Genomic DNA, 12,756 nt, shown 5'->3' with positions numbered 1-12,756 from the left:
ATCGCGCGGCGGTGCGCGCACCGGCGGCCCAGGGCGCCCTCCGGTTCCCGGTAGACTTGTCGGGCAAGCTCGCGGAGCGCCGGTGTCATCCCGGACAGTCCTCAGGACGGTCCCTCGGACACGGCGTGAGACGGCACTTCCGGGCTCCTGCATTCAATGCTGGAACCCCCAGCACTTGCCGCTCACGCACAGGAGTTGCCGGATGCCCCGGATCGTTGTCGACGTCATGCCCAAGCCCGAGATCCTCGACCCGCAGGGTAAGGCGATCGCGGGAGCCCTTCCCCGGATCGGCCTCACCGGCTTCGCCGGCGTCCGCCAGGGCAAGCGCTTCGAACTGACCGTCGACGGCGAGGTGACCGAAGAGGTCCTCGAGCAGGCGCGCCACGCCGCGACGACGCTGCTGTCCAACCCGGTCATCGAGGATGTCACCCGCGTGGAGGTCATCGAGGAGGACGGCCAGTGACCGCCGCAGGCCTCGAGACGCCCCTCATCGGCGGGCCGCAGCCCGTCGCCTCTACCGATGGTGACAGCCCGCTGAACGGCGTGACCGTCGGTGTGGTCACCTTCCCGGGCTCGCTCGACGACCGCGACGCCGTCCGGGCCGTCCGCCTCGCGGGCGGCAGCGCCATCCACCTCTGGCACGGCGACCACGACCTCCGGAACGTGGACGCCGTCATCATCCCCGGTGGTTTCTCCTACGGCGACTACCTCCGCGCCGGCGCGATCTCCCGCTTCGCCCCGCTGATGGAGCAGATCACCTCTGCTGCCTCCGGCGGCGCCGACGCCCTGCCCGTGCTCGGCATCTGCAATGGATTCCAGGTCCTCACCGAGGCGCACCTGCTGCCCGGTTCCATGATCAAGAACAACCACCTCCACTTCATCTGCCGGGACCAGCGACTGCGCGTCGAGAACGCCGGTACCTTCTGGACCTCCGACTACGGCCAGGGTGAGGAGATCGTCATCCCGCTGAAGAACCAGGACGGGCAGTTCGTGGCCGACAACCGCACGCTCGACGAGCTCGAGGGCGAGGGCCGCGTGGTATTCCGGTACGTCGACGGCAATCCGAACGGCTCGCGCCGCGACATCGCCGGCATCTCGAACGCGGCAGGCAACGTCGTCGGCCTCATGCCGCACCCCGAGCACGCCGTCGAGGCGGGCTTCGGCCCCGACTCCTCCGCACGCGGTGAGGTCGGCGTCCGCGGGGGCACCGACGGGCTCGGCATCTTCACCTCGGTACTCAAGAAACTGGTGGGCTAAGTGACTGCAGAGACGTCCCGTACGTTCAACATCGACACCGTCGCGAACGCCGAGGCCACGCCCGGTCAGGCGCTCCCGTGGGCCGAGCTCGGCCTGAAGGAGAACGAGTACCAGCGGGTCGAGGAGATCCTCGGCCGCCGTCCCACCGGCGCCGAACTCGCCATGTACTCGGTGATGTGGAGCGAGCACTGCTCCTACAAGTCCTCCAAGGTGCACCTGCGGCAGTTCGGGGAGAAGGTCACCGACGCCATGAAGGAGCACCTCCTCGTGGGCATCGGCGAGAACGCCGGCGTGGTGGACATCGGTGACGGCTGGGCCGTGACGTTCAAGGTGGAGAGCCACAACCACCCCTCCTTCGTGGAGCCCTACCAGGGTGCGGCCACCGGGGTCGGCGGGATCGTCCGCGACATCATCTCGATGGGCGCCCGCCCGGTCGCCGTCATGGATCCGCTGCGCTTCGGCGCGATCGACCACCCGGACACCGCGCGCCTCGTCCACGGGATCGTCGCGGGCATCGGCGGCTACGGCAACTCCCTCGGCCTGCCGAACATCGGCGGCGAAGTGGTCTTCGACTCCGTCTACCAGGGCAACCCGCTGGTCAACGCCCTTGCCGTCGGCGTCCTGCGGCACGAGGACATCCGCCTCGCCAACGCCTCCGGCGCCGGCAACAGGGTGGTCCTCTTCGGCGCCCGCACCGGCGGCGACGGGATCGGTGGCGCCTCCGTGCTCGCGTCGGAGTCCTTCGACTCCTCGAAGCCGTCCAAGCGCCCGGCCGTGCAGGTGGGCGATCCGTTCGCCGAGAAGGTGCTGATCGAGTGCTGCCTCGAGCTGTTCAAGGCCTCCGTGGTCGAGGGCATCCAGGACCTCGGCGCCGCGGGGATCTCCTGCGCGACGTCCGAGCTGGCCTCCAACGGCGACGGCGGCATGCATGTCGAGCTCACCAACGTGCTGCTGCGTGACCCCTCCCTGACCCCCGGCGAGATCCTCATGTCGGAGTCGCAGGAGCGCATGATGGCCGTCGTCACGCCCGGGAACGTCGCGGACTTCGAGGCCATCATGGACAAGTGGGCCGTCGAGTACTCCTGGCTCGGCGAGGTCACCGACACGGGCCGCCTCATCATCGAGTGGGACGGCGAGAAGATCGTCGACGTCGATCCCCGCACCGTGGCCCACGAGGGCCCCGTCTACGAGCGGCCCTACCACCGCCCCGAGTGGCTCGACGGCGTCCAGGCGGACGCCTTCGCCGCCGAGCGGCCGACGGACCTCCGCGCGGCCGTCCTCGAACTCATGGCATCACCGAACATGTGCTCGAAGGACTGGGTGACCGACCAGTACGACCGCTACGTGCAGGGCAACACGGCTCTCGCCATGCCCGACGACGCGGGCGTGGTCCGGGTCGACGAGGAGACCGGCCTGGGCGTCGCGATCTCCACGGACGCCAACGGACGCTACTCCTACCTCAACCCCTACGAGGGAGCGCGCCTGGCCCTCGCGGAGGCGTACCGCAACGTGGCGACGTCGGGCGCCGAGCCCCTCGCCGTCACCGACTGCCTGAACTTCGGGTCCCCCGAGGACCCCGAGGTCATGTGGCAGTTCGCCGAGACGGTCCGCGGCCTCGCCGACGCCTGCCAGGAACTCGGCGTCCCGGTGACCGGCGGGAACGTCTCGCTGTACAACCAGACCGGCGGCATCGCCATCCACCCCACCCCGGTGGTGGGCGTGCTCGGCGTGTTCGACGACGTCGCCCGCCGCACGCCCTCCGGCTGGCGTGAGGACGGCCAGGCCGTCTACCTGCTGGGGACGACGGCGGACGAGCTCGACGGCTCCGAGTGGGCCAACCTGCGCGGGCACCTCGGCGGCCAGCCGCCGGTCCTGGACCTCGCGGCGGAGAAGACCCTCGCGGCGATCCTCGTGAACTGCTCGCGCGACGGCATGATCGACGGCGCCCACGACCTCTCCGAGGGCGGGCTCGCGGCAGGACTGAGCGAGATGGCGCTGCGCTTCGGCGTCGGTGCGCGGATCGGCCTCGACGAACTGTGCGAGCGCGACGGGATCGACGCCTTCACGGCACTGTTCAGCGAGAGCCAGGCACGCGCGGTCGTCGCGGTCCCCCGCTCGGAGGAGGTCCGCTTCAACGACATGTGCACGGCGCGGAACTTCCCGACCATCCGGATCGGCGTGGTGGACACCGAGAACCAGGCGCTCGACGTGCAGGGCTACTTCAACCTGCCGATCGACCAGCTCCGCGAGGCGCACGAGGGCACACTGCCGAAGCACTTCGGCTAGGGTCCCGGCCGGCGGGGAGTCCCGCCGGCCGCCCCGGAGGTGGCCGGCCGAGCCGGACGACGACCGGTGCGGGAGCCGTCGAAGGCGTCGAAGGCGTCGAGATGGCTGTCGGCGTAACCGGCGCGTAACGCGAGCGCGGCGCTCCTGAAACGCGGCCCTGCTGGGATGACAGGACTGCTCGGAGCGCTCCCACAGCGTCGTTCCGGGCCGGATCCATCACTCCGACAGAGGACACCAGAATGCCCTTCACGATCCCCTCCGCACGGCCCCGTACCCGGCGCGTCACCGCAGGCCTCGCCACCGGGCTGCTCGCCGCCGCCGTCGTCGCGGGACCCGGTCCGGCGGTCGCCGCGCCGAAGCCGCTTCCCCTCGACCTCAGCACCGCCGGTGTCGCCGAGGTGCAGGCAGGACTCGCGGCGCGCAGCTTCACGTCCGAGACGCTGACCCAGGCCTACCTCGACCGGATCCAGGCCCTCAGCATCGACGGCCCGCACCTCAACTCCGTGCGGTCGATCAACCCCTCCGCCCTGGCGGAAGCCAAGGCCCTCGACCAGGAGCGCAAGAAGGGCACCGTGCGCGGCCCCCTGCACGGGGTGCCCGTCCTCGTGAAGGACAATATCGACGTCGCCGGCATGCCGACCACCGCGGGATCGGTCGCCCTCGCGAACTCCTATCCGGCTGCGGACGCCCCGCTGGTCACAGAACTGAGGAAGGCCGGTGCCATCATCATCGGCAAGACGAACCTCACCGAGTTCGCGAACTTCATGACCAGCGGGATGCCCGCCGGGTACAGCTCCCTCGGCGGCCAGGTCCTCAACCCCTACGACATGAGCCAGACGCCGAGCGGCTCGAGCGCCGGATCGGGCTCGGCAGGCGCCACCGGCCTGGCCACCCTGACCATCGGCACGGAGACCTCCGGCTCGATCCTCAGTCCCGCTCGCGCCAACTCGCTGGTCGGCGTCAAACCGACCGTCGGCATCGCCAGCAGGACCGGCATCATCCCGATCTCGGCGACGCAGGACACCGCGGGACCCATGACCAGGTCCGTGTACGACGCCGCGGCCCTCCTGACGGCCATGACCAGCATCGATCCCGAGGACCCCGCGACGGCGGCGAACCCGAGCGACGACGTCGACTTCACGGGGGCCCTCAGCGACACCGCGCTCGAGGGTCGGCGGCTCGGTTACGTCGCGAGCACCACCGACCCCGTCTACACCGCTGCGCTGGACCAGCTCCGGGCGCAGGGTGCCACCCTGGTACCCGTGACGGTCGGCGGCAGCGCGGCACCCAGCATCCTCACCCTGGAGTTCGAACGTGACCTGAACGCCTACCTGGCGCGCCTCCCCGAGGATGCTCCGATGGACACGCTGAGCGACATCATCGCGTACAACACCGCGAATGCTCCGGCGGCGCTGAAGTTCGGGCAGACGCTGCTCACCGCCTCCGAGGCCGTGGACCTGGACGACCCGGTGCAGGAGGCGCAGTACGTCGCGGCGAGGGACACAGGACTGGCAGAGAGCCGCGCGGCGATCGACACGGTCCTCACCACGAACGACCTCGACGCGATCGTCTCCAACTCGGCGACCGTGGGGGTCGGCGCGCGGGCCGGCTACCCGTCGGTGATCGTGCCGTCCGGCTACACCGAGGCCAACCGGCGCCCCTCCGGCGTCGTCTTCCTCGGGACCGCATGGAGCGAGGAGGACCTGCTGGGCTTCGCCTACGACTTCGAGCAGGCCGTCAAGGCCTGGCAGTCGCCCCAGAACCTCAACCCGTCGTTGTTCCGGTGCACCTCGGTGGTCCCGGTGACAGAGTGGGACGCCTCGTGCACGACGACAGCGGTCAAGCCGGGCAAGGGCAGGAAGTAGGCACGCACCGAGTGAGCACAGGAGGCCCCCACCCTTCGCGGGTGGGGGCCTCCTCCGTGCCGGGCGGAATCCTGTCAGGCGGCTTTCGGCATGGCCGTGACCACGACGTTCTTGCCCCAGGGGTCCTCGGTGTAGCAGCTGATGAGCACCACGCGATTGGGCACGATGTTCCAGATCTCGCTGTCCTTCAGGGTGTCCTTGTCGTGGGTGATGACCGAGTCCACCACGTAGGTCATGCTGCCTGTCTGCGTGGCGAGCGTGAACTCCTGGCCCACGAGCGACTCGTCACTGAGCCGGTTGAAGGGTGCGTCCTTGCCGTCCCAGCTGTGGCCTGCGATGTACGTGGTGTTGACCGATCCAGCACCCGGGACACCGTATGAGCTGATCCAGTAGGCGTCGGTCGTCAGCGGCGGCACGAGGCTCTGGGACGAGAGGTCCTCCTCGCTCGGGGTGAGCGGGAGAACGGCCATGTCGATGCCTGCCGCCGGGAACGCGAGCGCAGTGGGCTGTGCCGCTGTCGGGCCGCTGGGCGAAACCGGCTCTGTCGTCGCGGTGACGCTCGACGGCGACGGAGCCGGAGCGGTCGTCGCGACCGCGGTCGGGGATGAAGAGGTCGAGGGAGGTACGCCCGCCGATTCCGGCGGCAGGACGGAGCAGGCGACCAAGAGGCCGGCAACCGCAGCGAGGGGCAGCACCAGCCGGCGCTTACCGGACCACTTTCGACGAGCATAGCGTCCGGGCTGGATAGGCTCCTGGTCGAGGGTCTCGTCCGCGCTCCGGTGCTTTTGCATCTGCTGGTGTGTCCTGAGATAGGTGACGAGGTGGTGCGTTGCCCCGAGGCGGTTCGAGAGCCGGGCGGGCTGTCGAACCGCCCCGGGACGGCCAGTGTACTAGCGCTCTGCGCGCTCCAGACGACGCATGCGGGCCGCGGTCGCCACGGGAACCGCGACGCCGACCGCCAGCAGTGCCGCGATGAGGGCGACAGCCGGGTTGTTGTCTTCGGTGGTGACGGCGGTCTGCACGTTGAGGCCCTTGTTGGACGCGACCGGAGCCTTGGCCACGGGGGCAGGCGCGGCGCCCGTGCCCGGAACGACTGGTGCCGGGGTGACCGGTGCGACGACGACCGGCACGACGGGATCGACGCCGATGGCACTGGCGTCGCAGGCAGCGAGGAACGCCTTGAACAGGTCGAGGAGCTCGGCGGCGAGGGCCTCGTTCCCGCTGAGCTGCTCGAGGAGGGCATCCGCCTGCTCGCCGGCGACGACGAGCGCTTCCTCTGCCTCAAACACGTCAGGCGTGCCGACAGCGGCTTCGTAGGCGGCGAGTGCCGCCTCGTAAGCCTGGGCTGCCCGAGACTCTGCGTCCTGCGCGTCGAGGAGCGCCTGCTGCGCATCGATGACATCCGGGTCCTGGTCCGGGTCCCCCTCCGGGGTCGCCGTAAGGAACTCTGCCTCGGCAGTTGCACGAGCGGTTACGGCGGTCGCTGTCGCCGTGCCGGCCGCGTTCAGGACCCCATCGGTCGTGACGATCTGTGCCTCGGCAGCGACAGCTGCCGCCGATGTCAGCGCAGCCTCGGCGACGGCTTCGTAGGCCGCGGCAGCCTCGACCACGGCGGCCGTCGCGGCTTCGAACTGGTTGACGAAGGTGACGTCGACGCCGGCCAGTCCGAGAGCAGCGTTGAACTGCGTGGACGCCTGCAGGCAGGCGGCATCACCGGGTGCGGCTGCTGCCATCGGAGCGCCGAGGAACAGTCCACCGGCGAGAAGGGTGGCCGTCGATCCGGCAGCAACCCATTTCTTTGCAACGATCATGTGTGCGCGTCTCCTGAAAACACTCAAATTTCCCCCGGGCCATTCCCGACGGCGCAGCCTGCGGCGCCACGAGCAGGCGGCGCCCTCCGGGGAGGGCGCCGCCTGCAGAAAACCGTGGTCCGCCGATCGGGTGGTCCTGCCCCAAGCCCAGAGGTTCCTGAGGATGGGCTGGGCGATCGCTGTACTTTTCAACCTAGGCGTGATCGGTGCCGTGGGCAATGGACGGGATGATCCGCTGTGTAACGGTTCGGACTCGGGAGTAACCTCTGCCGAGCTGTCCGCACTGGGTGCATCCAGGCGACAGGGCTTACCGCCGTCGTTCCCCTTCCCGCGCCTCCGGTGTCAGCCGAAGTGCGCCTTCGCGATCAGTCCGTGGACGCCGACGGTGCGGTCGACCACCTGCGAGATGGCGAAGTCCGCCGCGGCGGACAGGTACGCGTAGGCGATGGCCCGGTCCATGCCGCGATCGTGCTCGAGGAAGTCCAGGGCATTCACGACGGCGCGACGCATCGCGACGTCCAGGTCGCTCGACACTCCTCCGCCGGCGAGACCGTCCGGATCGGACAGGCCGATCGGGATCCACGCGTCCTTGGTCTCCGCGAAGGGATAGGAGTAGGCGACGGACGGCGCATCGCCCGAGCCCGGCTTGCAGACCGTCAGGCGGAAGGTCCCGCGGAGGGACCCTTCCATCGCAGTGAGGGCCACCTCGCCGTCGCCCATGCCCATGTGCGGATCCCCGACGTAGAAGAGTCCGCCCGGGGCCCGCACCGGAAGGTAGAAAGTGGAGCCTGCACCGAGGTGCCGGATGTCGATGTTCCCCCCGCCGAGGGTGGGGGGAACCGAATTCGCCTCGGGGGCCGTCAGTCCCTCGGCCTCGGCGAAGGCGACGCCCATCATCCCCATGAAGGGCCGCAGGGGGAACCGGACCTCCATGTCCCCGCTCGTCATCACACCCTTGCCCTTCTCGATCCTGGTGAACACCGAGACGTTCCCGTAGTCGGTCGGCACACCCGATGCGCGGTTGTCGGTCGCCACCGGTGGCATGACCTCGTCGAGGGTGATGCCGGCGGGTGCGGCGGGGCCCGGGAGTGATGCCAGGCCGCCCTTGCCGTGCCTGCTGGAGACCACGCCGTACGGGACGCGTGGCACCACGTCCAGGGTCTCGATCTTCAGCACGTCCCCCGGTTCGGCACCTTCGACGGCGATCGGACCCGTCACGATGTGCGGCCCGTCCACGTCGAACCGCCGCTGGGTCCGCCGGTAGCCCGCCGCGATCTCGACGGCGTCCGTCAGCACGGAGGATCTGTCCACGCCCAGCGACCCGAAGTACTCGAGCGGATCCCGCCCTTGGTCCTCGAGGATCCCCTCGTGCGAGAGCGCGTCGATGGTCACGGTCCTCCCGGACCGGATGGTCATCACCGGCGTGGCGTGCACCGTGGGCACGTACCCCCACAGCACCTCGTCCGGCGTGGACGAGAGGTAGCTGTCCCCCGTGATCCGCCCCCGTCCGGGCTGCAGGACGTCGGCGCCGGGCCCACCCTTGCCGGGCGGCTTCCCCGAGGCGTCAGGAGCCTTGGCAGGCACGACGACGCCGCCTCCGGGAGCGGTTGCGAGCGCGGAGGGTGCCCCCGCGACCGACGCCGCGGACAGGGTGCCGAGCGCCGCCACCACCCCCATGAATCTCCGCCTGCCCAATCCGTCGGCGAGTACCTCGGCCGCCTGCTGCCCCACCGCGTCATCCATGCTGAACCTCTTCCGGGTCGTGGAGCTTCACAAGCTATGCGCCGGTGGTTACGTTCCCGTTTCGGATCCGATTCGGCCAGAAGTCCTGCGCCTCCGCCCGCTCGAAAGCCGATCAGGCCACGTACGCTCTGACGCATGGAACCCCTGCCGCTCCCGCCCCTGACCGCCGTGGCCGCCGTCGCCGCCGCGCTCGTCCACGTCCTGATCTTCGTCCTGGAGTCGGTCCGCTGGCGGCTGGAGCGGACGTGGCGCGTCTTCGGGATCGCGAGCCAGGAGGATGCGGAGACCACGCAGCCGCTCGCCTTCAACCAGGGCTTCTACAATCTGTTCCTCGCGGTCGGCGCGCTGGCCGGCGTCGTCCTCATGCTCCTCGGCGGAGTGACAGCCGCGGCGATCGGGCTCGGGTTCATCGTCCTGTCCACGGGCTCCATGCTCGCTGCGGCGCTCGTGCTGATCCTCGGCAACAGGAAGCTCGCCCGCCCGGCGGCGATCCAGGGCCTGCCTCCCCTGATCGCCCTGCTCGGGCTCCTCGTCCTGGTGTGATTGCGGCCCGGCCGCCGGACGGGTTGCCGGACAAGCCCGGGGCAGGGCCGGCCTAGCCGAGACGGGCCAGGGCCCGTGCAGCCGCGACGTAGCGCGAGAGGACGTAGCGCTGCGTCAGCCGGGTGACCGGCGCGGCGAGCCGGAACAGGGGGCCGGCCGGGACACTGTAGGCGGAGCAGATGAACAGCAACCGGTTGTCCGCCGTCAGTTCGGCGTAGAAACCCTCCTCGCCCCGCACGGGGTGGCCCGGCAGCGTTCCGTACCCGAAGCCGCCCCGCTGGCCGGGTACCGCCCTGCCGGCGCCGTCGAGCTGGGGTGCCCTGGACCAGATCACGCGGCACGGTGCCTTGATGCGCGCTCGCCCGAGGCCGAATCCGGAGATGACGTGCGCCCCGGGCTCGGCCCGTTCGACGGGCGAATCCATGGTGAGCCCGGCACCCCGGTGCAGTTCCCACGCCAGGATGCCCTCGGTCAGCGCGATGAACGATGCGGACGGATCGTCGGTGGCGATCTCGCGGGACTCGACCATCACGGTGTACCCGGAGGGCCAGCCGCCCTCCAGCGAGTCGGGGAACGGCCGATCGGTCGCGCCGCGCTCCTCGTACGTGAACTGCTCCATGGCATCCTCTTCCGTCGGTGTGCGGTACCGTGCCGGCCGCCGCCCCGGACCCAACCTAGTGGACCACCGCGCCGGTCGCGGGCCGGACGGCCCGGGGGCGGACCACCCGCCGTGGCTCCCCATCCCGGGGAAGCAGTGGCAGGATGAGGTCCGGACCGGCGGGACTCATCCGAGACATCCCCCGCCGCGCCACCAGGAAGGCGGGACCACCATGGCATCAGGGACGACGTCGGGCAGGAGCGCGGGGGGCGGGAACGGTGACGCGATGGACCGGGCCTCGGACGCCGCGGAGGAAGCAGCCGACTCGAAGGGCTTCGAACTCGCGGCCCGCGCCGGCTACGTCGCTGCGGGGATCCTGCACGTCGTCATCGGCGTGATCGCGCTGGGACTCGCGGCGGGCGGATCGGGGAGCGCCGACCAGAGCGGAGCCATCGGCCAGCTCGCCGGCAGTCCCGGGGGCACCGCACTGCTGTGGTTCTGCTTCCTGGGCTGCATCGCGCTCGCCCTCTTCTTCCTGAGCGAGATCTTCTTCGGTGTCCGCGCGCTCAGCGGGAAGGAGAAGCTGACGGCCCGCGCGAAGAACGGTGGCCAGGCCGTGGTGTACGCGGTCATCGGTGCGACCTTCGGGCAGTTCGCGCTGGGCGGGTCGAGCGACAGCAGCAGCTCCAGCAGTTCACTCAGTGCGACCCTCATGGCGCAGCCGGCCGGCGTGGCACTCCTCTTCGCGGTCGGTGTCGGTGTCCTCGTCGTCGGCGGCTATTTCATCTACAGCGGGGCGACGCGCCGTTTCCGCAGGAAGCTCTCCGGCCTGCCCACCGGAGGGATCGGCACCGCCGTCACAGCGCTCGGCACCGTGGGTTATGTGGCGAAGGGTTTCGCGCTCGGGGTCCTCGGCGTGCTGATCCTCGTCGCCACCGTCACGAACAACCCGGAGCAGTCCACCGGGTTGGACGGCGCACTGAAGTCCCTGCGGGACCAGCCCTTCGGGACGTGGCTGCTCGGCGCCGTCGCACTCGGGCTCATGGCCTACGGCGTGTTCATGGTGGTGCGCTCGAAGTACCAGCGCATGTGAGTCAGGGGCGCTACAGCCCCAGGGCGGGGGCCTCCATGACGGGGCAGGTGTCCATGACGACCTCGAGCCCGGCGTCCGCGGCCCGACGGGCGGCGTCCTCGTCGATGACCCCCAGCTGCAGCCACACCGCACGCGCCCCCACGGCGATCGCCTGATCGACGACGGCGCCGACGCGGCTCGAGTTCACGAAGCAGTCGACGACATCGATGCTTCCCGGGACGTCCGCGAGGCGCGTGTAGCCCTTCTGCCCGTGGACGTCGTCGCCCTTGAGGCTCACCGGGACCACCTCCATCCCGAGCCTGTCCATCAGGAACCTTGACACCCCGACGGCGGCCCTCCGCGGATTGTTCGACAGCCCGACGACGGCCCACCGCCCGTGCTCGCCCAGGAGCCTGCCGATCACGGCTGGATCGTTCCGGTGTGCCATGTGCCTCTTTCCGATGCGTCGAGCCCGCGCGGGGATTGTTACAGCCTTTGTTACATGCCCTATTTTGCTCCTGCCGTGCAGCGGGCGTTTCATGGGAGTGACCATCCCGAGCGGCCGAGAGACCTGGATCAGTGAAGCCGCAGCAACCCTGGTCGTCGTGCATCCCCCGGACGCGCGGCGATAGCGAGGTCCGAGCCCTGGGAACCACCGCTCCGCGGTGGCGAAGGCCCGGTCCGTAGGGTGCTACCGCCAGGACCGATGGAGACACCATGACTGCAGTTCTGGCACCCGGCACCACCCGCACCACCTCCAAGCAGGCCCTCGGCGTGCACTTCTCCGGCCTGGGTCGGAGTTTCGGCGCCGCAGGCAGCCGCCGCGCGGTCCTCCGGGACGTGTCGGTGGAGGTGGAGCCGGGCGAGATCCTGGCCATCCTCGGCACGAGCGGCTGCGGCAAGTCCACGCTCCTGCGGGCAGCCGCGGGACTCGACGTGCCGGACAGCGGTGAGGTCCTGATCGACGGCACGCCCGTCTCCGGGATCGACGAACGCTGCGCCGTGGCCTTCCAGGAACCGCGCCTGCTGCCCTGGCACACGCTGCAGGCCAACGTGGCGATCGGACTGCCCAAGTCCTCGAGTGCCAGCGCGGGAAAGGCGAAGGTCCTCGAACTGCTGAAGCTCGTGGGCCTCGACGCCTTCGCGAAGCACCGTCCGCGGGAAGTCTCCGGCGGCATGGCGCAGCGCACCTCCCTGGCACGGGCCCTCGCCCGCAATCCCGGCGTCCTGCTGCTGGACGAACCGTTCGGGGCACTCGACGCGCTGACGCGCCTCCGGATGCAGGACCTCCTCCTCGACATCCACAGCGCGCAGCCCACCACGGTGCTGCTCGTGACGCACGACGTCGACGAGGCCCTCCAGCTCGCGGACCGCATCCTGGTCCTCGGGCGCGACGACGACGGCCACGACGACGCACGCGAGGGCTCCACGATCACGGAGCTCGTCACCGTCCCGGGCGCCCGGCCACGGGACCGCAACTCCGCGGATCTCGGCGCGCTCCGCAGCTCGCTGCTCTCCCTGCTCGGCGTCACCGGGCACTAGCCCGCCCTCCGCCGCACTGCCCGCCGGGTCCCGCCGGGG

The 12,756-nt window shown here is 70.3% G+C and carries 12 protein-coding genes; 7 read left to right on the top strand and 5 right to left on the bottom strand.

From position 1 onward, the window contains the following. The first annotated feature begins 202 nt into the window (after window positions 1–202). The 4 genes from purS (at window position 203) to ACTIMO_RS05020 (ending at window position 5,408) form a co-directional block, all read left to right on the top strand. Window positions 203–463 (top strand): phosphoribosylformylglycinamidine synthase subunit PurS, encoded by a 261-nt coding sequence (gene purS / locus ACTIMO_RS05035; protein WP_422391142.1) that lies wholly within the window; start codon window positions 203–205, stop codon window positions 461–463. Then, complete coding sequence (gene purQ / locus ACTIMO_RS05030) at window positions 460–1,257, top strand: phosphoribosylformylglycinamidine synthase subunit PurQ (protein ID WP_448181660.1); 798 nt, start codon at window positions 460–462, stop codon at window positions 1,255–1,257. Before purS ends, purQ begins: the two co-directional genes overlap by 4 nt. Continuing rightward, window positions 1,258–3,543 (top strand): phosphoribosylformylglycinamidine synthase subunit PurL, encoded by a 2,286-nt coding sequence (gene purL, locus ACTIMO_RS05025; RefSeq protein ID WP_448181659.1) that lies wholly within the window; start codon window positions 1,258–1,260, stop codon window positions 3,541–3,543. It abuts the gene before it with no gap. A 239-nt stretch (window positions 3,544–3,782) separates the two neighbouring features. Then, the gene (locus ACTIMO_RS05020; protein WP_448181658.1) at window positions 3,783–5,408 is read left to right on the top strand and encodes an amidase family protein; all 1,626 of its coding nucleotides are present in this window, start codon (window positions 3,783–3,785) and stop codon (window positions 5,406–5,408) included. 74 nt (window positions 5,409–5,482) lie between these two features. Here the strand turns inward: ACTIMO_RS05020 and ACTIMO_RS05015 are convergent, their stop codons facing one another. From ACTIMO_RS05015 to ACTIMO_RS05005, 3 genes are all read right to left on the bottom strand, one after another. Next, on the bottom strand, window positions 5,483–5,878 hold the full coding sequence (locus ACTIMO_RS05015) for a class F sortase (RefSeq protein ID WP_448181657.1): 396 nt from the start codon (window positions 5,876–5,878) through the stop codon (window positions 5,483–5,485). Window positions 5,879–6,298: 420 nt separating this feature from the next. Continuing rightward, window positions 6,299–7,219: a hypothetical protein gene (locus ACTIMO_RS05010; protein WP_448181656.1), complete on the bottom strand. Its 921-nt coding sequence runs from the start codon at window positions 7,217–7,219 to the stop codon at window positions 6,299–6,301. Window positions 7,220–7,561: 342 nt separating this feature from the next. Further along, window positions 7,562–8,962 carry an acetamidase/formamidase family protein gene (locus tag ACTIMO_RS05005; protein ID WP_448181655.1) on the bottom strand — a complete coding sequence of 467 codons (1,401 nt, stop codon included), beginning with the start codon at window positions 8,960–8,962 and terminating at the stop codon, window positions 7,562–7,564. Window positions 8,963–9,097: 135 nt separating this feature from the next. On the opposite strand from ACTIMO_RS05005, the gene ACTIMO_RS05000 reads away from it, so the two are divergent. Beyond that, the gene (locus ACTIMO_RS05000; RefSeq protein WP_422391136.1) at window positions 9,098–9,505 is read left to right on the top strand and encodes a DUF1304 domain-containing protein; all 408 of its coding nucleotides are present in this window, start codon (window positions 9,098–9,100) and stop codon (window positions 9,503–9,505) included. Window positions 9,506–9,557: 52 nt separating this feature from the next. Here ACTIMO_RS05000 and ACTIMO_RS04995 read toward each other — a convergent pair whose 3' ends face one another. Continuing rightward, on the bottom strand, window positions 9,558–10,124 hold the full coding sequence (locus ACTIMO_RS04995; RefSeq protein WP_055765402.1) for a DUF1990 family protein: 567 nt from the start codon (window positions 10,122–10,124) through the stop codon (window positions 9,558–9,560). Between the two features lie 211 nt (window positions 10,125–10,335). Here ACTIMO_RS04995 and ACTIMO_RS04990 point away from each other — a divergent pair, with 211 nt between their 5' ends. Beyond that, window positions 10,336–11,196: a DUF1206 domain-containing protein gene (locus ACTIMO_RS04990; RefSeq protein WP_082471134.1), complete on the top strand. Its 861-nt coding sequence runs from the start codon at window positions 10,336–10,338 to the stop codon at window positions 11,194–11,196. Between the two features lie 10 nt (window positions 11,197–11,206). On the opposite strand, the gene ACTIMO_RS04985 is transcribed toward ACTIMO_RS04990, so the two are convergent. After that, window positions 11,207–11,623 carry a CoA-binding protein gene (locus ACTIMO_RS04985; protein ID WP_422391134.1) on the bottom strand — a complete coding sequence of 139 codons (417 nt, stop codon included), beginning with the start codon at window positions 11,621–11,623 and terminating at the stop codon, window positions 11,207–11,209. 269 nt (window positions 11,624–11,892) lie between these two features. Here ACTIMO_RS04985 and ACTIMO_RS04980 point away from each other — a divergent pair, with 269 nt between their 5' ends. Then, on the top strand, window positions 11,893–12,717 hold the full coding sequence (locus ACTIMO_RS04980; RefSeq protein WP_422391133.1) for an ABC transporter ATP-binding protein: 825 nt from the start codon (window positions 11,893–11,895) through the stop codon (window positions 12,715–12,717). Window positions 12,718–12,756: the final 39 nt, after the last annotated feature.

The organism is Arthrobacter sp. CP30 (assembly GCF_053470025.1).
This window is presented reverse-complemented; position numbering and strand designations above follow the sequence as displayed.